The sequence below is a fragment of the Streptomyces sp. P9-2B-2 genome, assembly GCF_030406865.1.
GTDB classification, from domain to species: Bacteria; Actinomycetota; Actinomycetes; order Streptomycetales; family Streptomycetaceae; genus Streptomyces; species Streptomyces platensis.
Genome location: NZ_CP129126.1, coordinates 6,858,246 through 6,878,250, shown reverse-complemented (window position 1 = coordinate 6,878,250; position 20,005 = coordinate 6,858,246). Strand labels below are relative to the sequence as shown.

The 20,005-nt window shown below is 69.1% G+C and carries 20 protein-coding genes and 1 pseudogene; 8 read left to right on the top strand and 13 right to left on the bottom strand.

Going from position 1 to position 20,005, the window contains the following annotated elements:
* The first annotated feature begins 17 nt into the window (after positions 1–17).
* Together QT196_RS30265 and QT196_RS30260 are read left to right on the top strand one after the other, a co-directional pair.
* Complete coding sequence (locus QT196_RS30265; RefSeq protein ID WP_290356049.1) at positions 18–962, top strand: DMT family transporter; 945 nt, start codon at positions 18–20, stop codon at positions 960–962.
* Between the two features lie 16 nt (positions 963–978).
* A complete protein-coding gene (locus QT196_RS30260) occupies positions 979–2,202 on the top strand; it encodes an MFS transporter (protein WP_290356048.1) in 1,224 nt (407 codons plus the stop codon).
* A gap of 268 nt (positions 2,203–2,470) precedes the next feature.
* Here the strand turns inward: QT196_RS30260 and QT196_RS30255 are convergent, their stop codons facing one another.
* Both QT196_RS30255 and QT196_RS30250 read right to left on the bottom strand, forming a co-directional pair.
* Complete coding sequence (locus QT196_RS30255) at positions 2,471–2,704, bottom strand: DUF5133 domain-containing protein (RefSeq protein WP_168481797.1); 234 nt, start codon at positions 2,702–2,704, stop codon at positions 2,471–2,473.
* 132 nt (positions 2,705–2,836) lie between these two features.
* Positions 2,837–3,697 carry an RNA polymerase sigma factor SigF gene (locus QT196_RS30250; protein WP_168481796.1) on the bottom strand — a complete coding sequence of 287 codons (861 nt, stop codon included), beginning with the start codon at positions 3,695–3,697 and terminating at the stop codon, positions 2,837–2,839.
* 309 nt (positions 3,698–4,006) lie between these two features.
* Between QT196_RS30250 and QT196_RS30245 the strand changes: the two genes are divergently transcribed.
* Positions 4,007–4,177: a hydrophobic protein gene (locus tag QT196_RS30245; protein ID WP_085926100.1), complete on the top strand. Its 171-nt coding sequence runs from the start codon at positions 4,007–4,009 to the stop codon at positions 4,175–4,177.
* Between the two features lie 443 nt (positions 4,178–4,620).
* On the opposite strand, the gene QT196_RS30240 is transcribed toward QT196_RS30245, so the two are convergent.
* Complete coding sequence (locus QT196_RS30240; RefSeq protein ID WP_290356047.1) at positions 4,621–5,823, bottom strand: aromatic acid exporter family protein; 1,203 nt, start codon at positions 5,821–5,823, stop codon at positions 4,621–4,623.
* Between the two features lie 128 nt (positions 5,824–5,951).
* Positions 5,952–6,851, bottom strand: a complete 900-nt coding sequence (locus QT196_RS30235; protein WP_290356046.1) for a SigB/SigF/SigG family RNA polymerase sigma factor — start codon at positions 6,849–6,851, stop codon at positions 5,952–5,954.
* 335 nt (positions 6,852–7,186) lie between these two features.
* Between QT196_RS30235 and QT196_RS30230 the strand changes: the two genes are divergently transcribed.
* Entirely contained in the window at positions 7,187–7,513 is a 327-nt protein-coding gene (locus tag QT196_RS30230; RefSeq protein WP_348772253.1) for an STAS domain-containing protein, read from the top strand.
* A gap of 124 nt (positions 7,514–7,637) precedes the next feature.
* Here the strand turns inward: QT196_RS30230 and QT196_RS30225 are convergent, their stop codons facing one another.
* The 8 genes and pseudogenes from QT196_RS30225 to QT196_RS30190 all read right to left on the bottom strand — a co-directional run bounded on the left by QT196_RS30225 (position 7,638) and on the right by QT196_RS30190 (position 13,662).
* Entirely contained in the window at positions 7,638–8,186 is a 549-nt protein-coding gene (locus QT196_RS30225) for a ferritin-like domain-containing protein (RefSeq protein WP_168481793.1), read from the bottom strand.
* A 137-nt stretch (positions 8,187–8,323) separates the two neighbouring features.
* Positions 8,324–8,479, bottom strand: a complete 156-nt coding sequence (locus QT196_RS30220) for a glycoside hydrolase family 15 protein (protein WP_168476349.1) — start codon at positions 8,477–8,479, stop codon at positions 8,324–8,326.
* A 28-nt stretch (positions 8,480–8,507) separates the two neighbouring features.
* Positions 8,508–8,906, bottom strand: a pseudogene (locus QT196_RS30215) (trehalase-like domain-containing protein); the annotation flags it as partial.
* Between the two features lie 113 nt (positions 8,907–9,019).
* Positions 9,020–9,382, bottom strand: coding sequence for an STAS domain-containing protein (locus QT196_RS30210; protein WP_290356045.1), 363 nt, complete (start codon positions 9,380–9,382; stop codon positions 9,020–9,022).
* Entirely contained in the window at positions 9,379–10,518 is a 1,140-nt protein-coding gene (locus QT196_RS30205; protein WP_266731576.1) for a cobalamin-dependent protein, read from the bottom strand. The genes QT196_RS30210 and QT196_RS30205 overlap by 4 nt, the downstream gene beginning before the upstream one ends.
* A gap of 127 nt (positions 10,519–10,645) precedes the next feature.
* Complete coding sequence (locus QT196_RS30200) at positions 10,646–12,214, bottom strand: PP2C family protein-serine/threonine phosphatase (RefSeq protein WP_248001683.1); 1,569 nt, start codon at positions 12,212–12,214, stop codon at positions 10,646–10,648.
* Between the two features lie 331 nt (positions 12,215–12,545).
* Positions 12,546–12,917 carry an ATP-binding protein gene (locus QT196_RS30195; RefSeq protein WP_266731574.1) on the bottom strand — a complete coding sequence of 124 codons (372 nt, stop codon included), beginning with the start codon at positions 12,915–12,917 and terminating at the stop codon, positions 12,546–12,548.
* A 352-nt stretch (positions 12,918–13,269) separates the two neighbouring features.
* Positions 13,270–13,662: an ATP-binding protein gene (locus QT196_RS30190; RefSeq protein WP_248001361.1), complete on the bottom strand. Its 393-nt coding sequence runs from the start codon at positions 13,660–13,662 to the stop codon at positions 13,270–13,272.
* Positions 13,663–14,540: 878 nt separating this feature from the next.
* On the opposite strand from QT196_RS30190, the gene QT196_RS30185 reads away from it, so the two are divergent.
* A complete protein-coding gene (locus tag QT196_RS30185) occupies positions 14,541–15,980 on the top strand; it encodes a glyceraldehyde-3-phosphate dehydrogenase (protein WP_168481790.1) in 1,440 nt (479 codons plus the stop codon).
* 329 nt (positions 15,981–16,309) lie between these two features.
* Here QT196_RS30185 and QT196_RS30180 read toward each other — a convergent pair whose 3' ends face one another.
* Positions 16,310–16,606 (bottom strand): hypothetical protein, encoded by a 297-nt coding sequence (locus QT196_RS30180; RefSeq protein WP_290356044.1) that lies wholly within the window; start codon positions 16,604–16,606, stop codon positions 16,310–16,312.
* Between the two features lie 631 nt (positions 16,607–17,237).
* Between QT196_RS30180 and QT196_RS30175 the strand changes: the two genes are divergently transcribed.
* From QT196_RS30175 to QT196_RS30165, 3 genes are all read left to right on the top strand, one after another.
* Positions 17,238–17,771 (top strand): GTP cyclohydrolase I, encoded by a 534-nt coding sequence (locus tag QT196_RS30175; RefSeq protein WP_168481789.1) that lies wholly within the window; start codon positions 17,238–17,240, stop codon positions 17,769–17,771.
* A 119-nt stretch (positions 17,772–17,890) separates the two neighbouring features.
* The gene (locus QT196_RS30170; protein WP_266731569.1) at positions 17,891–19,195 is read left to right on the top strand and encodes an MFS transporter; all 1,305 of its coding nucleotides are present in this window, start codon (positions 17,891–17,893) and stop codon (positions 19,193–19,195) included.
* 75 nt (positions 19,196–19,270) lie between these two features.
* Positions 19,271–19,915, top strand: coding sequence for an NUDIX hydrolase (locus QT196_RS30165; RefSeq protein ID WP_290356043.1), 645 nt, complete (start codon positions 19,271–19,273; stop codon positions 19,913–19,915).
* Positions 19,916–20,005 lie beyond the last annotated feature (90 nt).

Sequence of the window (20,005 nt, the reverse complement as noted above, 5' to 3'; positions counted from 1 at the left end):
CAGAGGGAGCGTCAGCAGTGACCAGTCCCAGCCCGCCCCTGGCAAGTGAGGAGCGGCCCGCACCCAGCGGTGTGCCGGCCCCCACCGCACGGCCCGCGGGGCGCCTCGCCGAACTGCCCGCCCGGGCGGCCCTCGTGGTCGTCTGGAGTTCGGGATTCCTCTCCGGCACGCTCGGCCTGCGGTACGCGGCGCCCTACACCTTCGCGGCGTTACGCTTCGCCCTGGCCGGACTGGTGCTGCTGGCCGTCGCCGGCATCCGCCGCCAACGGCTGCCCCGCGGGCGCCGGCTGCTGCATCTGGCCGTCGCCGGAGTGCTCGTCCAGGCGGTGCAGTTCTCCAGCATCTACGCGGGCATGGACCTCGGCGTGCCGTCCGGGCTCGCTGCCCTGATCATCGCCCTCTACCCGCTGACCGCCTCACTGCTGGCGGTGCCGCTGCTCCACGAGCGGGTCTCGGCAGGCCAGTTGCTGGGGCTCGTCCTCGGGCTCGGCGGGGTGGCACTGGCGGTCGCCGAGGGGATCGAGCCGTCCCTCAACTGCCTTCCGGGACTGGGCTTTCTCGCGCTGGGGCTGCTGGGCATCTCCGCCGGCACGGTCTACCAGAAGCGGTTCTGCGGGCGGATGGACCCGGTGAGCGGCAATGCCGTACAGCTGCTGGCCGCCTCGCTGGTGGTGCTGGTGCCTGCACTGCTCGCCGAGGGCTGGGACGTGCACTTCACCGCCGCGTACTGGCCGGTGCTGCTGTGGAGCGCGCTGGTCAACTCGATCGTCGGGGTCGGCCTGCTCTACCGCCTCCTCCAGCGCCACGGCACGAGCCAGGTCAGCAGCCTGTTCCAGCTGGTCCCGATGAGCACGGCGGGGCTCGGCGCGCTGCTGCTCGGACAGCGGCTCGGCCCGCTCACCCTCGCCGGGCTCGTGCTCGCCACCGCCGGCACCCTCCTCACCCACCGCGTCCGCCGCTGAACGACCGGAGGCTCCTATGAACCAGCTCATGGACACCGGCCGGCGCGCCCCGGCCGCCGCTCCCCCGGCCGTGGCCCGGCTGCGCCGGGCGATCACCCTGTTCTTCGCCCTCGACGGCTTCGTGTTCGCGGGGTGGGTGGTGCGCATCCCCGCCATCAAGGAGCAGATCCACGCCTCGGCGGGCGCACTCGGACTGGCCCTGCTCGGGGTGTCGGTGGGGTCGGTCGCCACGATGCTGCTCACCGGCAAGCTGTGCCGCCGCTACGGCAACCATCCGGTGACGGTGGTGACGGCGGCCCTGCTGTCGCTGTCGGTCGCCCTGCCCGCGCTGACTCATTCCGCCCTTCAGCTCGGCCTCGTCCTGCTGCTGTTCGGAGCCGCGTACGGGGGCCTCAATGTCGCCTTCAACGCGGCCGCCGTGGACCTGGCCGAGGCGGTCCGGCGCCCGATCCTCCCGTCGTTCCACGCGGCGTTCAGCGCGGGCGGACTGGCAGGCGCGGGACTCGGCGGGCTCCTCGCCCCGCATCTGAGCCCGCTGTGGCACCTGTTGCTCCTGGCCGCGACCGGGCTCGTCGTCACCGCGTACGCGGGCCACGTTCTGCTGCGGACGCCCCGGCCGGCCACCGGCCATGGCGCACACCACGACGGGGAGGACGCGATACCGGCGCGCGGCCGTGTGCCGGTGCGCCGTACCCGGCTGCTCGTGACGGTCTACGGGCTGATCACCCTGTGCACGGCGTACGGCGAGGGCGCGCTGGCCGACTGGGGTTCGCTGCATCTCTCCGCTGACCTGCACACCGGACCGGGTGCGGCAGCGGCCGGATACGCGGTGTTCGCGCTGATGATGACGCTCTCCCGGATGTCGGGCACCTGGCTCCTGGAACGACTGGGCGACACCCCCGTCCTGGTGGCCGGCGGTCTCCTCGCGGCGGCGGGGATGCTGGTGGCAGCCCTGAGCCCGCAGCTGTGGCCGGTGTACCTGGGCTACGCGCTGACCGGGCTGGGCCTGGCCAATGTCTTCCCGGCCGCGATCGGCGGCGCCGGCGCCCTCGCCGGCCCCCATGGCGTCGCGGTCGCATCGACCCTGGGCTACTCCGGCATCCTGCTCGGCCCGCCGTCGATCGGCTTCCTCACCGAGGCGTACGGGCTGCCCAGGGCGCTGACCACCATCGCCGCGCTGGCCGCGGTGGCGGCGCTGCTCGGCCGACTGGTCCGGCGCCGGCGGCAGGCACCGTACTGACCACGCGACGCCCGCCCCTGATGCGCCCCGCGGTGGCAGCCGTACCGCCACCACGGGTGCCTCAAGGGCGAGGAACGGATCGGCCTGCGGCTCGCCCGCTCACCACCCACGGCGGATATCGCCGGCTGCACCCCGTCTCCCCTTCTGCGCCTCAAGGCTGTCGCCGCGCCATGCCAAGACGTGGCCCTTCGACTGCCCAGGCTTTTTGACCTGCGCAAGAGCTGCCGGCCCTCGTGGCCGTAGGGGTGCCTACGCCCGCGTCGGCCGGTCAGCCCGTGCCCGTGAGGAGGGAGTCGTCCTGCACGCGGGCGCCGGGCAGCCGGTGGCGGGCGGCGATCAGTGCCGCGTCCACATCGCGGGTGCCGGTGGAGACGCACAGGGTGTAGGCGATGTCGTCCATCCTCCGGCGCACCTCGGCCTTCCCCTGACGGGCGTGCAGCAGCTCCAATGCCTCGTACTCCGCCACGAGTTCCCGCAGCACCGCAGGGTGGGCCATCAGCATCGTCGGTTTCCTTCCCGCCTGAAGAGTGTTCGCCGTCGCGGATGCCCGGACCTCGTCGCGCCACACCTCGAAGGAGGCTGCCGCGCCGGATCAACAGGACCCGTCCTCCCCCTACACCGCGCAGGGCGGGTCTCAGCGTTCGGTGAGCATTCCGGCGCGGAGCTTCGACAGGGTGCGGGTGAGCAGCCGGGAGACATGCATCTGGGAGACGCCGAGCTCTTCGCCGATCTGCGACTGGGTCATCTCCTGGCCGAAGCGCAGCTCGATGAGGCGCCGTTCCCGTGCGTCGAGGGTGTCGAGCAGCGGCCCCAGCACCTGGTAGTCCTCGACGGCCTCCAGCGCCGGGTCGTTCTCCCCCAGCACGTCGACGAGGGTGCGGCGCTGCTCCGACGGGTCGGGGTCGGCGGGGGTGTCGAGCGAACCGGCGGTGTAGCCGTTGGCGGCGACGATGCCCTCGATGACCTCGTCCTCCGACAGTTCGAGGTGGGCGGCCAGTTCGCGGACGGTGGGGTCGCGGTCGAGCTTGGCGGCGAGGTGCTCCTTGGCCTTGGCCAGGTCGCTGCGGAGCTCCTGGAGGCGGCGGGGCACATGGACGGCCCAGCCGGTGTCACGGAAGAACCGCTTGATCTCGCCCAGGATGTAGGGGACGGCAAAGGTGGAGAACTCGACCTCGCGGGTGAGGTCGAACCGGTCGATGGCCTTGATCAGACCGATGGTGCCCACCTGGATGACGTCTTCCATGTCGTCGCCGCGATTGCGGTAGCGGCGGGCGACATAGCGCACCATCGACATGTTCATCTCGATGAGGGTGTTCCGCGCGTACTGGTACTCGTGTGTGCCCTCTTCGAGGACCTGAAGCCGTTCGAAGAACTGCTTGGACAAGTCCTTGGCGTCCCGAGGTGCCACCTTCTGCGGTTGCGGCACCTCCGGCAGTGCAAACGCCGGGGTGATCTGTCGCTGCTCGGTCGTGGTCTCGCTCACGATGGTGGTCATCTCGCCCTCCCGCGCGCCCGGCACCTGCGGACGCTTCAGCGGCGCGCCTACCCCGATCTCTCCAGGGCATGCATACGAACCGGAAGCGGATGCAACCGCGCTCCGTCCGACGGCAGTTGTGAGATGCGGGTGAGACCTGTGAGGCCACTTTCCGTAGCAGGAACCTCATATGCCCCAGAGCCCGCGCACGGTAACTGATTTCCGGGGGTAATAAGCGTCTGAGGGACAGCGGTTGCCCGGTTTTTATCCGAAGAAACGTTGCGTGTGACTCGAATGCGCGGGCACACGATGTCTCGGAGGTTGATAACTATGGTTCCGCTGCTTCTCGTACTCCTTCTCGGGCTGCTGCTCTTCGGTGCCGGATTCGCTTTGAAGGCACTCTGGTATGTCGCGGTGGCCGTACTCATCATCTGGGCGCTCGGATTTGTGCTGCGTTCCGCGGGCGCCGGCGGCAAGCGCGGCCGGTGGTACCGCTGGTAGCCGCCGCAAGCCCGGAAATCCGGGGTGGGCCGGACAACACCGCGTTGTCCGGCCCACCCCGATTTTTCTGTGTCCGCTGACGCATCATCATCAGGCCCGGGGAAACACGAGAAGTACGGCCCGGGGCGTGCACTGTTCCCGCAGGGGACTCACCTCCATCGCAGTGCGCGCTCCGGGTCGGCAGGCGTTTCCCGCACCTATCGCTCAGTCGCTTGGCAGCGCAATGCGGGGGCACGAGAGATACGCCGCCAACGAAAGGACCACCATGAGTGCTGGCGAAAAGGCCAAGGACGCCTTCAAGGAATAACCGGACACCGCCCGGCGCACGGAGGGGCCACCGCTTTCCTGCGGCGGCCCCTCCTCTTTGTCCGGCCGCGTGCCCCGTCGTTCTCCTGGGCACCACCTCACGAGGCCGCCGTTTCACCGGTCGACATGATGCTGTTTCACCGGTCGACATGATGCTGGAGCACGTCACAGGTGTACTGGAACTCCTCCATCAGCCGGGCGGCCTCGATGACCAGCACTCCATACGGGCGGCCCGGGTCCGCGAGCGGCAGCTCACCCCGCTCCGCCTCCTCGGCCAGCCGCCGGCGGTAGTCCTGTGCCTCGTCGGCCAGTTGGCACAGCTCGGGGGCCTGGTCGCCGAGCCGGTCCTCGTCGAGGTCCGCGAAGACGCGGGTGATCCGGGAGAGGGACTCCAGGAAATCGGCGTAGCTCGCCAGGAAGTCGCCGTAGCGGTGGCGGTCCTCGTCCGCGCTCCATTGGTTCAGGCTCCGGGTCAGGGCGGCGACCTGGCCCAGGGTGCGCTCCAGCGCTTCCAGCACCGCGGCATAGCCCTCGAAGCCGGTGTGCGGGCGGCCGCGGCGGACGAGCCGGCGCGGGTTGTAGTGGAGGCTCTCCCGCGCCATCCGCAGACCCGTGCGGGCCTGTGCGACCAGTTCCCCGGTCTGTTCGGCGCGCGACCGCCACCGCCCGGTGCTCTCCTCGTCGAGTCCGCCCTCGCGCAGCACCGGGCAGATGTCGCTCACCAGGTCGCACAGGGCGTGGGCCAGCGTGCGGATGCCGTATTCGGCGCTGCGGTAGCGCAGCGGCGGCAGCACGGTGACGTTCACGAGGACGCCGACCCCGCAGCCGATGAGGACCAGCAGGATGATCTGCCCCAGCTGGGTGCTCGCGTCGAGGGGCGTGGCGGCGGACACATAGGTGGAGAAGGCGAAGAACGCCGCGGTGGCCACCTGGGAGCCCTGCGAGCCGAGCGCCGGCCACCGGCCGATGGTGAGCGCCACCGCCGCCACCAGGGCGAACGTCAGTACCTCGGGCCCGACGAGAAAGCCCAGGGCGGCCTGTACGGCCACGCCCGCCACCACCGCGCCCACGTAGCGCGAGGCCTGAAGCAGCGACTGGTAAACGGTCACCTGCATGATGAGCACCGCGGAGAACGGGGCGAACGCGGGCGACTGCGCGTGCAGTAGCTGGTAGGAGATCACCCAGGCGATCGTCGCCGCCAAGGTGCCCTTGACGATGAGGAGCACCGTCGTGCGCTCATGGCCCTCCGACCCGAGCGCCCGCCCCCACCACTGCCGGACGCGCGCCATCCGGCCCGGCCGGGCCGGTCGCATCCGCCGCTCGCTGACTTCTCCGGCCATGCCGTCCCTTCGCCTGGTGCCCCATGCGCGCCGCAGCGGATCGTGCGGTGCCCGGTACCCGGTACCCGGTCGCAGGGGAACCATCCATGGGCTGTGCGGCTCGGACGCCGGAAGCGGGCCCGGCGGGGTCACTTGTGGCCGAGCATGCCCCTGCGCAGCTGCTGGATGATGCGGGTGAGAAGTCGGGAGACATGCATCTGGGAGATACCGAGCACCGCGCCGATCTGCGCCTGGGTCATCTCCCGGTCGAAGCGCAGATGAACGATGAGCCGGTCGCGCTCGTTGAGCTGCTGCAGCAGCGAGGCCAGGGCGTACCGGTCCTCGACGTGCTCCGTAGCGGGGTCGGTGGTGCCGAGAATGTCGGCGAAGACGGGACCGCCGCCGCCCGGTGCCGTCGACTCGCTGTCGCCGGAGAGGTGCAGCGAGACGGCCGTGTGGCCGTTGCCGGCCACGATGCCCTCGATGATCTCCTCTTCGGTGAGCTCCAGATGCCCGGCCAGCTCTTTGACGGTGGGTTCCCGGTCCAGAGCGGTGGACAGCTGCTCCATGGCCTGGGCCAGGTCGATGCGGAGTTCCTGGAGACGGCGCGGGACATGGACGGCCCAGCTGGTGTCGCGGAAGAACCGCTTGATCTCCCCGAGGATATGGGGAATGGCGAAGGCCGCGAACTCCGTTCGACGGGAGAGGTCGAACCGGTCGATGGCCTTGATCAGACCGATGGTGCCGACCTGGACGATGTCCTCCATCTGGTCACGGTGACTTCTGTACCGCGAGGCCACATAGCTCACCAGCGACAAGTTCATCTCGACGAGCGTATTGCGGGCGTACTGATACTCGGCAGTGCCCTCGTCGAGTTCCGCGAGCCGCTCGAAGAACAGCGGCGACAGTGCCTTGGCGTCCTGGGGAGCCACCTTCCCGGCATCCTCGACGCGCGGCAGCGTGGTGGAATATCTTCCGGCCCGCGGTGACGGCCCGTCATAGGGCCCCGGCAGTTGTGTGTCACATACGTCCTCGAAAACCGTGTTCATGCTCCACCTCCGGGATTCAGGTCGTTGAGCAGGCCTGTTGCCCGGTGCCGGGTTCCTTATGCGTAACGGTGGAACAATCACCCCGCTGAGTGGCGCAGCCGGTGGACCGGAGAGGTCCGTCCGCGGAATTCTGAGTCATTCATGAGAAATACGACCGCCGTCGCGCCGCACTCCGGACGAGAACGTGGGCGCCGGTGTGCGGACGCACTTCGCCTACCTGCGACGAGGGCCATACGAAGGACGGTCTTGGGGCTGGCCGAACAAGAGACTGTCTAGAACCTGTGCGCGAAAAGCATGGCATGCTGTCGCACATGTACGTTCATACACCGGCTGTGGTGACCCATGCTGTCGAGGACGAGGCCTTTGTCGTCCGCGTCAGCGGGTCCCTCGATCACGACAGCGCCCCTCTCCTGGAAGAGGCCTGCGCGCTGGCGGAGGATTCCGGCGCTCCACGTACCGTCGTCGATCTGTCGCTCACCGACTTCGCCGACTCCACGGTGCTGCATGTCCTGCTCGCCGCCCAGCGTGCCCACCACCGGCAGCAGCGCACGCTGATCGTCGCCGGCCCGTTCCACGAGGTCGTCCGCCGGCTCTTCGATGTCACCGGCACCGCCGGATACTTCACGCTGGCCGACGACATGCTCGGCGCCCTGAGCTCCTGAGGGCCCGCGCCCGCTCACCCGCCCGGGCGGAGCCCCGGCGGGGACACACCCACCGTCGCGCGGCGCCGGGAAGCACCGCCGCCGACCGCCGTGATCAGGCCAATCACGCCGGAAGCAGCGCGCGTCAGTCGGCTTTCCTGTCCTGCGGAATGCGTTCCAGCAGCCCCCGCAGATCGTCGGCGTGCTCTTCCTCCTGCGCCAGCAGATCTTCGAATACGCGGCGCGTGGTCGGGTCGCCGTCACCGAGCCACTTCGCGATTTCCGTGTACGAGGCGATGGCCACCCGTTCGGCCACCAGGTCTTCCTTGATCATGTCCACCAGGTCGTCGCTGGCGTCGTAATCGGCGTGCGCCCGCTGCGTCAGGGTTTCCGGGTTGAAGTCGGGCCGGCCGCCGAGCTGCACGATGCGCTGCGCCACCTTGTCCGCGTGTTCCTGCTCCTGCGCGGCATGCTCCAGAAACTCCGCGGCGACCGGCTCCGAATAGAGACCGGAAGCGGTGTAGTAGTGCCGCTTGTACCGCAGGGTGCACACGATTTCCGTGGCCAGCGCCTCATTCAGCACCTGAAGGACGCGCTCCAGATCGGCTCCGTACGCTTCGGTGACCGGTCCCTTTTCCATCTCGCGGCGGGCCCGCTCGCGCAGGGTGGTGATGTCGGTGAGAAAGTCAGCCACGGTCTTCCTGCCCTTCAGTTCTCCTGGGGTGGACAGCGCTTCGCCTCGGAATGTGTGCCCGTCGGCACCGCCGGTCAGTATGCCCCGCCATCGGGCCGGCGACGGACACCATTCCGTCGGCAGTGTGGCGTTTCGGCTCAGCCCATGAAGTCATCCAGGCCCGTGGCCGCGCTGATCAGCGCGAGATGAGTGAAGGCCTGCGGGAAATTCCCCAGGTGTTCGCCCGTCAGCCCTATCTGCTCCGCGTACAGACCGAGGTGATTGGCGTAGGTGAACATCTTCTCCAGCGCCACCCGGGCCTCTTCGATCTGTCCGCGAACTGCCCCGTACGCTGACCACCCGCCGCACCAGCCGTTGCCGGTGTTGGGGGTCGTCCTCCGCCCGTATCGGCATGAAATCCTGGATCTCGACGATGCCGTTCTCGGTCAGCATCCGCGTCATGAGAATGTTGGTTTCGGGAAAGTAGTACTGCTGGCGCTTGGCGATGTCCTCGACGGGGCTGATCTGCCAGTGGCCACCGTTCCCGGCACCGAGCAGCGACCCGAAAATGCTGGGCGAATCGAACCGCGGGGCGCAGTACCGGGCGATCCGGCCATCGGTCCCGGCCAGTGCCGCGGTCCGCAGATCACCGATCAGACCGTGCTCGGCGATGGGCAGATGTCCCGCGCCGTCTGCCGCACCGCCCGCCTCACCGGCCGAGGTCTTTTGACGGCCATTCATAGGCCACGTCCCCTTACGCCCGCGCCTGCCGTTCGCCGCCCGCTCGTGCGCCCCGGCCGAGCCGTCCGTACGCACTGGCCCATGCCCCACCGGCACATACGCATCGCTCGACGTCAGCCCGTAGTGGAGCTGCTGCCTCCGGGCGGGGAAGTGAGGGGGCCGAGGGTGCCGGTGACCGTCAGAAGGCGATCCAGAGCGGGTGGGCGGTCGTCCAGGTGGGGGTGGATCCCGGCGGCGTCGGTGCGGCGGTGGAGAGCCAGCAGGGCGGCGAGTCCCATCTGGTCGCAGGCCCGCACCTGGGCGCAGTTGAGGTGGAGGGCGCGGAGGCCGGGCTGCGCGGCGATCTGCCGGAGGGCGAGGGCGAGCAGCTCGTCCGCGGTGGTGTGGTCCAGGTCCCCGGTGAGGTGGAGGTGGGCGGTGTGCCGGTCCGGGGTGGCAACGGTGGGACAGCGCTCGTCGGGCGGGTACGACGTCATACGGAGGATCCGGAACCGGGGCGGGTGTCGGAGCCGGGGCCGATGTCGGCGCCAGGGCCACTGTCGATACCAGGACCGGCGTCGAGGATCCGGCGGGCGTGGCCGATGATCCGCCGGGCCCGCGGGAAGTCCTTCAGCTGTGCGGCGAGGGCGTCCAGGGTCGGGTGCAGGGAGTGTGCGGGGACTCCGCGGGTGGTGAGGATCGCCCCGGTCCAGGTGAGGAAGCCGGTGAACAGTTCGTCGTCATCCGTGTAGAGCGCGGTGGCGAGGAAGTCGGTGATGTGCGCGAGGTCTTCCGCGGTGTGCTGCCGCTGCCGGTCGGAGTAGTCGCGCAGGGCGGGGAAGCGTTCCTCCAGCTGCGCGAGGGTCTCCTTGACCAGTTGCGGGGCGGTGCGTGCCACCAGGGAGTACTCCTGGTCGGACAGATGCGGCAGATCGTCGACGGGCTGGTGCCCGAGCGCGGGCGCCCTGGTGTCCGGCATGCCCCGGGAGAGGAAGTCGGCGGCGGTGCGGGCGTCCGGCGCCCAGGCGTCGGCACCGAGGAGCCGGGCGTAGCGGCCGTCTTGACCGAACGCGGCGCCGCCCACCAAGACAGGGACGCCCGCGGCCTGGCAGGCCGTGATCGCCGCATGCGCGGTGGGCAGCCGGGTGGCGATCGAACTCGACAGCGCGACGGCCTCCGGACCGGTCTGGTGCAAATGGGCGATCAGATGAGGTGCGGGCACCTGGGCGCCGAGGAAATCCACCTGCCAGCCGCGCAGCCGCAGCACCTCGGCGAGGAGGCGGGCGGGCAGCGCATGCCACTCACCGTCGACACAGGCCACCGTGATGCGGCCCCGTTCCGCTACGGCCGCCGGCGGCCGGTGATGCGCGAGGGCCGCGATGACCCGGTCGTTGATGGCGGTCGCGGCGTGCTCCTGCGCCACCGTCATCTTGTTCGCCGCCCAGTACTCACCGACCCGGTGCTGGACGGGCGCGATGATGTCGAGCAGCACGTCCTCCGGCGGAATCCCGGCGTCCACCGCGTCGAACACCCGGCGGACGGCGGCGTGCTCGTCCACCGTCACCACGGCGTCCCACAGGTGGTCGACGTAGGCGGCCAGGCTCTCCGTCATCGCAACAGGCGAAGTGGTCATGACGCGCGCCTACCCGGCAGCCGTCCACTCATGGACCCCGAACGACCACGGCGGGACGGAACGGCCCCCACCTCTGCCTCCCGCCAGTCAGCGGTCATCGGCACGCCCCCCATGGAAGCGATAGTTCTCAAGCCGTGTACCTGCCCCGGGTGTGGCCGTCCACCGCACTGAGGTGCGCATGGTGGGGTGCGGTGATGGCGACCACGGCCATGTCGTCATGACGCCCGGCCCCCACCCACTGGGCGGCGAGCATCCGGATCCGCTCCACGACCGCTTCGGCGGGCAGGCCCGCACACTCGCTCAGCGCGGACCGCAGACGTGCCTCGCCGAAGAGTTCATCGCCCAGCGGCCCGCCCATCGCCTCGGTGATCCCGTCGGTGTACAGCAGACAGGACTCCCCGGGCGCGAGATCGAGCGTGGCCGTCGTGGAGGTCACCTCCGGCAGCGCGCCTACGAGGGACCCGCGGGTGGCGGCTTCCTCCACCCGGCCGTCGGCGCGGACGACCAGCGGCGCGGGGTGTCCGGCACTGGTCACCCGCAGCCGGACGGTGCCGCCCCGCCGCGCGACCGAGGCCAGGACCAGGGTGGCGAACCGGGTGTGATCGGAATCGAGCAGTGCACCGTTGAGCAGCCTCAGCACCCGCTGATGATCGGTGGCCAGCGGCAGCAGGGCGTGCAGAGTGTTGCGGATCTTGCCGGTCTGGACCGCGGCCTCCAGCCCCTTGCCGCACACATCCCCGAGGACGACGAGCGACTCCTCGTCGGGCCCGGCCCCCGCGTGCACGTCGTAGAAGTCGCCTCCCACACGGTCGGTGTCGTTCGAGGCCCGGTAGCCGCCGGCCAACTCCACTCCGCTGAGCTGCTGGAGGCGGGGCGGCAACAGCTCCCGCATCAGCGTCCGGGTGATGGCCGCCTGTTCCGCGTAGAGCCGCGCGGCGGACATGGCCGCTCCGGCGCGGGCGGCGAACAGCCGGGCGAAGGTCTCCTCGCTCTCGCTGAACGCGGCGTGATCGGAACGCCTCATGAGGATCAGCGCGCCGGCCGCCACACCGTGCCCCGGGAGCGGGGTGACCGCCACCGAGCCGATCTCCCCCAGCGCGGACGGCCGCACCCAGTCCGGCACGGCCGCCGGGTCTATCCAGCGCGAGGGCACGGGAGGAAAACCCTTCAGGGCTTCGGCCAGTCCCGGCACGGAAGTGGGATCGGCGACAACCTTGTCACGCACCACCCGCCCGTCCGGACCGCAGAAGCTCATCGCCAGCCACCGTCCGGAGGGCGGGGCGACCACGACGGCGGCATCCGCCAGATACTGCGTGGCCAGCCGGGCAGTGACGTGCATGCACCGGTCGACATTCAGGGACGCGAGCAGCTCCGTCGACGCCTGGGCGAGAAACGCGGTGCGCTCCCGCTCGGCACACAGGGCGTCCTCCGCCGCCCGGCGGGCGGTGTCATCGACCAGCCACCACACCACGTCGCCGCTCTCCGTACGGCGCGGACGGGCCTCGAAGCTCCGTGTTCCGACGGGCCCGCGCGCCGCCTCCCCGTCGTCGTCGGGCCGCAGGGAGTCGGTGAAGCGCTGATGAGCGTCGGCGAGCCAGGACACCAGGGCGTCGTCGCACAGTGCGCCCGCCTTGGCGGCCGGGAAGAGCAGCACGGCGGCGTCATTGACCGCACGCACGAGCCCGGACGGACTGATGACGACTACGGGGAGGGGTGCGGCCTGCCACGCGGCACCGGCATCGACACCGGGCACGGACGCGGCCACGGACGCGGCCACGGGCGCGGTGACAACGGATGCGTCGGAACTCTTCACCACGCAAGGCTCACTGAGTGCACCCCATCACCCCACACAACCGGCAGAGACCATTCCCCTTCGTTCACCCTCCCCCACGGAGACCGGGGATGGCAATCGTCGCCGGGGGCGGGCTGCGGGGAGAAGCGAGCCGGCCTGATGGAGAGCGCGGTCGATCCGGGATGGGGGTTGGGATGGCCCGCGGCTCACACCATCAGGAACAGCACCAACACCCTCAAAGGGGCAATGTCACGCGAATCGTCTTTCCGGTCACGGTCGCGGTGATCTCGACGCTGCGCGCCAGCCGCTGTATCAGGGGCCAGCCGTAGCCACCCGTAATGCCGGGTTCACGACCGGGGTTTTGCGGGGAAGCGGCAGCGGGGCAGTGCGCGCTGCCGTCCTCGACCGCCACTTCCAAACACCCCTCGACGACCCGCGCGGTGAACCCGGTGAGCCCGCCCCCGTGCCGTTGGGCATTGGTGACCAGCTCCGTGGTCACCAAGAGGGCATCGACAAGGGCCAGGTCATCGACCGGGCTGCCTATCTTGTGCAGCAGGTCGTGCACAAAGTTGCGCGCCTCAGCTGCTCTTACAGGTACTCCCTGCATCACACCATTCCACCCCAATGCCCCCGAGCCGTCGCGGCGACGCCGCCACGCTCACCCATCCTCCGGGCAGGCATTGCCGGCCGGGGCACTTCCTTCTCACACAGCAGGACGGCAATACTCTCAGGCCCCCGCGCGGACGCCTCAGCGGGTGAACACTCAGCGGGCGGGCGGGGCTGGTGGGCGTGACACGCAAGGCGCACCGGCATTCACGGCATCGTCGAATGGGGCGCCTAACGGGGTGGCTATCGGGGGGTGCCTTACGACGGGGGCCTTACGACGGGGCGCGCTCTACTACCCGTCCGCTACCGCACCCGCTGCCCCTAGCCGACTCGTCGGCCGGTCGACTGGCCGGCTAGTCGGGGGCACCCTCAAACCGGAGAAGAACGGTCACCGTAATCGCCTTGCCCTCGCCCGTGGGGACAATCACCACACAGGACGTGAGTTTCTGGATCATCGGCCACCCATATCCGCCGACCCCATACTTTTCCCGTCCGATGGCCGTGGCGGGATGACGAGGACTGCGATCGGCGACGGTCACTTCCAGCAGACCGCCCGCGATCCGGGCGGAGAAACCGGCGACGCCACCACCATGCCTCTGGGCATTGGTCACCAATTCCGAGGTGACCAGCAGGGCGTCGATCACGGAGAGTTCATCGACCTGCGGGCGGTGCGCGTGCAGCAGCTCATGAACGCGGTCCCGCGCGTCCGCCGCTTTGTTCACCGGGGTCTGCTGCGTGTCCGTCACACCTCTCACCTCACGCCCGATCGACCACAACACCTGGAGCTCACCCACCGCCCCCTGCGAGGGCCACGCAAAAGGCTACTTCGACGAGAAGGTTCTTTGACGGCTTCCCCCGGACCGCGCAGTTCACGCAACACTCCCCACGCCCCGGCGCCAAGACCCCGACACACCCCCTGACCTCACCACCAACACTCCGCAGCAGATCCGGCCGCAATGACTCCGGTGAACGACGTCACAGAAACGCCACCACCCGGCGCGCCGACCGCACACGCCATACGCCACGACGCCGGAGCGCACGGGCTGGGGGCAAACAGGGCAGAGCCGACGCCCCTTGGGCGGCAGCCGTCTCCACCCGCGCCGCACAACACCCACCCATACGCCCCTCCCACTCCGAGCCCATTGCCGCGCCGATAGCCCACCCCTCCGCCCCTCCACTCAGGAATGCATCGGCCCGACGGAGGAAAAGCCCTACCTGTCGGCCACGCCAATAGCGGACCCGACGCACCACCGAGCTCACCGACTCGGCCGTCAGGTCGTAGAAGAACTGGTGGGCCCCAGGACAGGCCCTTGAGCGGCCACACCCTCGCCGAGGTCACCGCCACCGGGCCGGGCACTGCCCCCGACGGGTAGCCGATGTCACACCCTCACCGCCCCGCGACGCCCGCCGCCCATTCGACTCCGGAGACGCAGGCGACGCAGACGCCCCCTTGGGTGCATTTGCCCCAATTCGCCCCGGCTCTTCACTCCGCACCGTCACGCCGCCCCTACGCCGGCATGACCCTGGCGCCCACCGCGGCATCCCCCGCAAAGCAGGACCGTCTGAACGATCAAAATATGAGGGCGCTAGCATATGAGCACCGCCTAGCTCGAAAGATAAGCCTGTGACTGCTGTCAATGACGACTCGTTCACCAACTGGAAGAACCGCGAGGAGATCGCGGAGTCGATGATCCCGATCATCGGGAAGCTGCACCGGGAGCAGGACGTCACGGTCCTGCTGCACAGCCGCTCCCTGGTGAACAAGTCGGTGGTCAGCATCCTCAAGACCCACCGCTTCGCCCGGCAGATCGCCGGTGCGGAGCTCTCGGTCACCGAGACGATGCCCTTCCTCCAGGCCCTCACGACGCTCGACCTCGGCCCCTCCCAGATCGATCTCGGCATGCTCGCCGCGACGTACAAGAAGGACGACCGCGGTCTGTCGGTGGAGGAGTTCACCGCCGAGGCCGTCGCCGGCGCCACGGGCGACAACAAGATCGAGCGCCGCGAGCCGCGCGATGTCGTGCTCTACGGCTTCGGCCGTATCGGCCGCCTCGTCGCGCGCCTGCTCATCGAGAAGGCCGGCGGCCTGCGGCTGCGTGCCATCGTCGTCCGCGGCGGCGGCGACCAGGACATCGTCAAGCGCGCCTCGCTGCTGCGCCGTGACTCCATCCACGGCCAGTTCCAGGGCACGATCACCGTTGACGAGGCGAACAGCAAGATCATCGCCAACGGCAACGAGATCAAGGTGATCTACTCCAACGACCCCACGTCGGTGGACTACACGGCGTACGGCATCAACAACGCCATCCTGATCGACAACACCGGCAAGTGGCGCGACCGCGAGGGCCTGTCGAAGCACCTGCGCCCCGGCATCGCCAAGGTCGTCCTGACCGCCCCGGGCAAGGGCGACGTCCCCAACGTCGTCCACGGCGTCAACCACGACATGATCAAGCCGGACGAGCAGATCCTGTCCTGTGCGTCCTGCACCACCAACGCGATCGTCCCGCCGCTGAAGGCGATGGCGGACGAGTACGGCGTCCTGCGCGGTCACGTGGAGACCATCCACTCGTTCACCAACGACCAGAACCTGCTGGACAACTACCACAGCTCCGACCGCCGCGGCCGCTCCGCGCCGCTCAACATGGTGATCACCGAGACCGGTGCCGCCTCCGCCGTCGCCAAGGCGCTGCCCGACCTCGATGCGACGATCACCGGCAGCTCGATCCGCGTCCCGGTGCCGGACGTCTCGATCGCGATCCTCAGCCTGCAGCTCGGTCGCGAGACCACCCGCGCGGAGGTCCTCGACTACCTCCGCGACGTCTCGCTGACCTCCCCGCTCAAGCGCCAGATCGACTTCACCACGGCCCCCGACGCGGTCTCCAGCGACTTCATCGGCTCCCGCCACGCCTCGATCGTCGACGCCGGCCCCACCAAGGTCGACGGCGACAACGCCATCCTCTACCTCTGGTACGACAACGAGTTCGGCTACTCCTGCCAGGTCATCCGCGTCGTCCAGCACGTCTCCGGGGTGGAGTACCCGACCTACCCGGCGCCGGCGGTCTGATCGCGGCGAGCTTCCGAACTGTCCGAGCCGCCGCCCCGGGGTGCTGGGGTGGCGGTGAGGAGCGGGCGTTGCGGACCGGTACCGCCCAGCTAATTGAGTCCGTCATCCGGCAGGTTTTCACGCGAGCCGGATGACTGAGGCAGCTTCCTCTGGCCCGGGTCCGCGCATCCATCCCCTCTCGGGGCGGGATGTGCGGGCCCGGGCCGGCTGGCATGTCGCCCCGGGCGGGATACGCCTCCGCCCTGGATGAAGTGGCTCCGCCGTGCACTTCGCGTCCTGCAAGAGAGGCCCGAACTCGCCCCGTTCGCCCTGAGTTCGGCGTGCAGGGTTCACATCTCCGGATGGTCGGGCAGGGGCGACGCGGCGACGGCGTCGTCGAGGATCTGCTCCCGTGCCGAGATGACCAGCCTGTTGAGTGCGCTGGCCAGGGGGAGGATCTCACCAAGCCTGTCAGGGTCGGCGATCCGGTCGGTCGACGCGTCGAGGAAGACCATCACCTCCCGCATGAGCCGGTGCGCTTCGGGCGTGGTGGGAAGCGCGTCAGCTCTGACCAGGTTGAGCATCATCTCTAATGCCGAGGCCAGCTCGCGGACCGCGGCACGCATCTCGGATTCGTCGGAGTTCATGCCGCATACGATCGCGGAACGGATGCGGAGATGCCACGCGGCAGACTTCGGCCGGAGGAGCCGGGCGGCATCAGTTCGAACGTCTTCGCTGCGAAGCGACTTGCCCAGGGCCCAAGTTGAGTCCACCTCCTGGTTCGCCACCCGCCCGGCACCTCCTGGCCCCACCTTCTGTGGTGGCTGTCGGTGGTAACCACCACCGTGGCCCGGCGGTCACGGCGATGAGCGCGGCGCTGCTCTCTCGGGCGCGTAGATTCCCGCCGATCCTTCATCAACTACACCCGAGCCCCACACGCCCCACCCTCTTACGAATTCTTCGATCAGGCGGTGGGGCGCATTCATCCCCGCACCCCGAAAGGTGAAAAGTGAGCGGGTGTGCCCCGGCGCTCGGAAAGGTATTTTTGCCTTTCCATTTCGGGCGCCGCATTCCCTTCGACCGCTCGGTTCAAGCCTCGAAGAAACGTTACTGCTGCGTGCTGATTTGAATACTTCACTATGGGCGCATCACCAGCATATTGGTCTTATCGGGTGTGGGCCAATGGAGGTATGTTCTCAACGAACATGCATGGGTGGATAGTGAAAGGCCTCCACCGGGTTCGGAGCCCTGGGTGTGAGCAGGAAATGGAGGTCGCAGATGACCATAGAGGAATGGCTCAAAACTAATGTCACCACCGACACGAGGGCGCTCGGGTGGTACAGCGGACCGGAGTGCGAGGACCGGATTGTCCGAGCCTACCGCGAGCTGTTGAGTGGCTATGAGATCGACACCTCGGCGATTCTCAAAACCACGTGCCTGGTGGACGGCGAGCACACCGGCGTGGTGCGTATCCAGGAGAACAACTTCTTCTCGATCTGCGCCCACCACTTCCTGCCGTTTTTCGGGAAGGTCAACATCTCGTACGTGCCCGGTGACCGCATCCTCGGACTCGGTAAATTCCCCCGTCTGGTACAGGCGTTCAGCCGGCGCTTCCAGATTCAGGAGTACCTCGTCAAGGACATCGCTGAAGAGATCATGTCCTCCGGCGGCGCACAAGCCGTGCGCGTCACCTCCCGCAGTCGCCACCTCTGCATGTGCAGTCGTGGTCCGTCCGACCAGACCGTCACCACCGACACCTCTTATGTGGCAGGCGATCAGGAGTTGATGGCCAGGTTCGGCCTGGACGACTGATGCGGACTCGCGTGGCGGGAGGTGTGCTCACTGAACCCTCCCGCCACGCGGCCCCGGTCAGTCCGTCCCTCGACGGCCGACCGCGCGGGACCACGCGCCGGCCGGCACAAGGAGAATCCGTGCGCGTCAGGAAGAGACGCAGTCGGCGCCGCGCTTCGGCGTCACTCTGGACGTACACGCTGGCGACCTGGTTCGCCGGTGTGCTGGCGGCAGTCGGCCTGGGTGCCGTCGCGCCGGTGGGGTCCGCGCTGCGTGCGTCGCTCGGCCTGTCGGACGGTGCGCTCGCGTGGGCCACCTCGAGTATCACGGCGGTGAGCGCCGCTCTCGGCATCCCGGCGGGATGGTGGGTCCGCCGCTTCGGCGCCCAACGGGCCCTTTCCTGGGGCCTTTTCGTCATGTCGGTGGCCGCTGTCGGCAGTGCGGCCGCCGGATCCTGGGGGCTGCTGCTGGGGGCACGAATCGCTGAAGGGGTCGGCTACCTGCTGGTGTTCGTGGCGGGTCCGGTCGTTCTCACCCGCATCGCGCAGGGTGGCACCCGGTCGGCAGCGCTCGCGTTGTGGGGCACCTGCGTCCCTACGGGACTGGCCATCGCCGCGCTCACGGGCGGCGCCCTGGAATCCGTGTGGACCTGGAACCAATGGCTGGCCCTCACCGCACTCGGGCCGCTGATCATGGCCGGAGTGCTCACGGCCGTTCTGCCTCGGCTGCCGAGGGCGGCGGCCCCGTGCGCTCACCGCGAAGCCGGCGCCTGGAACGGGGCGTTGCGGCTCGGTGTGGCGTACGGCAGCCTGTCGCTGGTCGGCGTCGCCGTGGTGATGGTGCTGCCGGCATTTCTTCTTGAGCAGCGGCTCGCTACGCCGACGGTCACCGGTGCCGTGGTGGCGGTCGTCTGTCTGGGGAGCGCGGCCGGCGGGCTCGCCGCCAGTTGGCTGCTGCGGCGCGGCACGGCCTTCTCCTCACTCGTCCCGCTGGGTGCGTTGATGCCGATCGCCTGCCTCCCCGCGTTCTCGGCTGAATTTCCGCTCGCGGTCAGCGGCGGAGCGGCCACCCTTGTCCTTGTCGTGGACGGACTGCTGATCTCGGCGGTCTTCGCCGCCGTTCCCGCCTCGGTGAGCCGTGCTGCGGATGTCGATGTCGCCAATGGCATCCTCAACCAGCTCGGCAGTGTGGGGATTCTGCTGGGACCACCGGTGTTCGGGGTGGTCATCGCTGCCGTGGGGTGGGGCGTCGTCGCTGCCCTGGTCCTGGTCTTCGGTGGATTGGGGGCGGTCCTGCTGCTGGCGTCCGGGCGCCCGTCCGTGACCGGTTCGGCAGCCGATCCGTCCCGGGCGCTCGACGCGCCGGGTGGCAGGGAGCGGCGGAACGGGGCGGAATCCTTGGCGAAGGCGGCGGATGCCGGCAAGCGCCAGCGCACGCGTCCCTGAACGAGCCACGGATATGTGGCATGCCTGACTGCCTTACCAGCTGATGGCAGTTCTTCGCCCAGGAAGGGGCGCAGGGTGGAAATCGACTTCCCGCTGGTGCGGGACCACACCTTTCGCGAGTACTGCCTGCATTGCCGTGCCGAGGCGATCACTTGGATCGTCGTGGAGGGGAAGAAATGCTGCACCTGCGCTTCGTGTGGCCGCGAGGCGGAGCGAGCCGTTGTCATCGATCCGCGTATCTCCTGGTGGACCGATGCGGACGGTGAGTACTGGCACGAGAGTGCCGGGGTGTTCGTACGCGACCGGGGTGGGCGGTTTCTGTTCTTTCAGCGAACCGCTTTTCCTTACCGGTTGACCGTGCCTGCGGGGCACGTCGAGAGCGGGGAGGAACCCCGGTGTGCGGCCGCGCGGGAGCTATGGGAGGAAGTGGGAATGCGGGGTGCGGAGGGGGATCTCCGGCTCGTCGCGGATGAGTATTTGCGGGGAGATGTGTGCCGAAGGGGTTCCGACGCGCATCGTTGGCATGCCTTTCTGCTGGAGATCGATGAGCACCGGGAATCCGGAGTCCAGGGGGAGGTGACCGTGAATGAGGAGGGTGAGGCGCCCGTCTGGCTCACGCTCGACCAAGCGCGGTCCGGCCGGCCGACGTTCGCGGTGGAGCGCATCATCGAGCAGTATTCCGAGCGGCTGCTGGCCGCTGTCCCGCGTATTGCTGAGTAACGGAAGCGGGGCGGCCCTTCGGAGGACGGTTCGGTTCTCGGGCGGGACGTCTTCCTCGTACGCCACCACCGTGGGTGACCAGTTGCCGTC

Bases quoted from the DNA above. Each gene is read 5' to 3' on its own strand.
- QT196_RS30260 (WP_290356048.1), top strand. From the start codon at position 979: ATGAACCAGCTCATGGACACCGGCCGGCGCGCCCCGGCCGCCGCTCCC.
- QT196_RS30255 (WP_168481797.1), bottom strand. From the start codon at position 2,704: ATGCTGATGGCCCACCCTGCGGTGCTGCGGGAACTCGTGGCGGAGTAC.
- QT196_RS30250 (WP_168481796.1), bottom strand. From the start codon at position 3,697: ATGACCACCATCGTGAGCGAGACCACGACCGAGCAGCGACAGATCACC.
- QT196_RS30245 (WP_085926100.1), top strand. From the start codon at position 4,007: ATGGTTCCGCTGCTTCTCGTACTCCTTCTCGGGCTGCTGCTCTTCGGT.
- QT196_RS30240 (WP_290356047.1), bottom strand. From the start codon at position 5,823: ATGGCCGGAGAAGTCAGCGAGCGGCGGATGCGACCGGCCCGGCCGGGC.
- QT196_RS30235 (WP_290356046.1), bottom strand. From the start codon at position 6,851: ATGAACACGGTTTTCGAGGACGTATGTGACACACAACTGCCGGGGCCC.
- QT196_RS30210 (WP_290356045.1), bottom strand. From the start codon at position 9,382: ATGACGTCGTACCCGCCCGACGAGCGCTGTCCCACCGTTGCCACCCCG.
- QT196_RS30205 (WP_266731576.1), bottom strand. From the start codon at position 10,518: ATGACCACTTCGCCTGTTGCGATGACGGAGAGCCTGGCCGCCTACGTC.
- QT196_RS30195 (WP_266731574.1), bottom strand. From the start codon at position 12,917: ATGCAGGGAGTACCTGTAAGAGCAGCTGAGGCGCGCAACTTTGTGCAC.
- QT196_RS30180 (WP_290356044.1), bottom strand. From the start codon at position 16,606: ATGAACTCCGACGAATCCGAGATGCGTGCCGCGGTCCGCGAGCTGGCC.
- QT196_RS30175 (WP_168481789.1), top strand. From the start codon at position 17,238: ATGACCATAGAGGAATGGCTCAAAACTAATGTCACCACCGACACGAGG.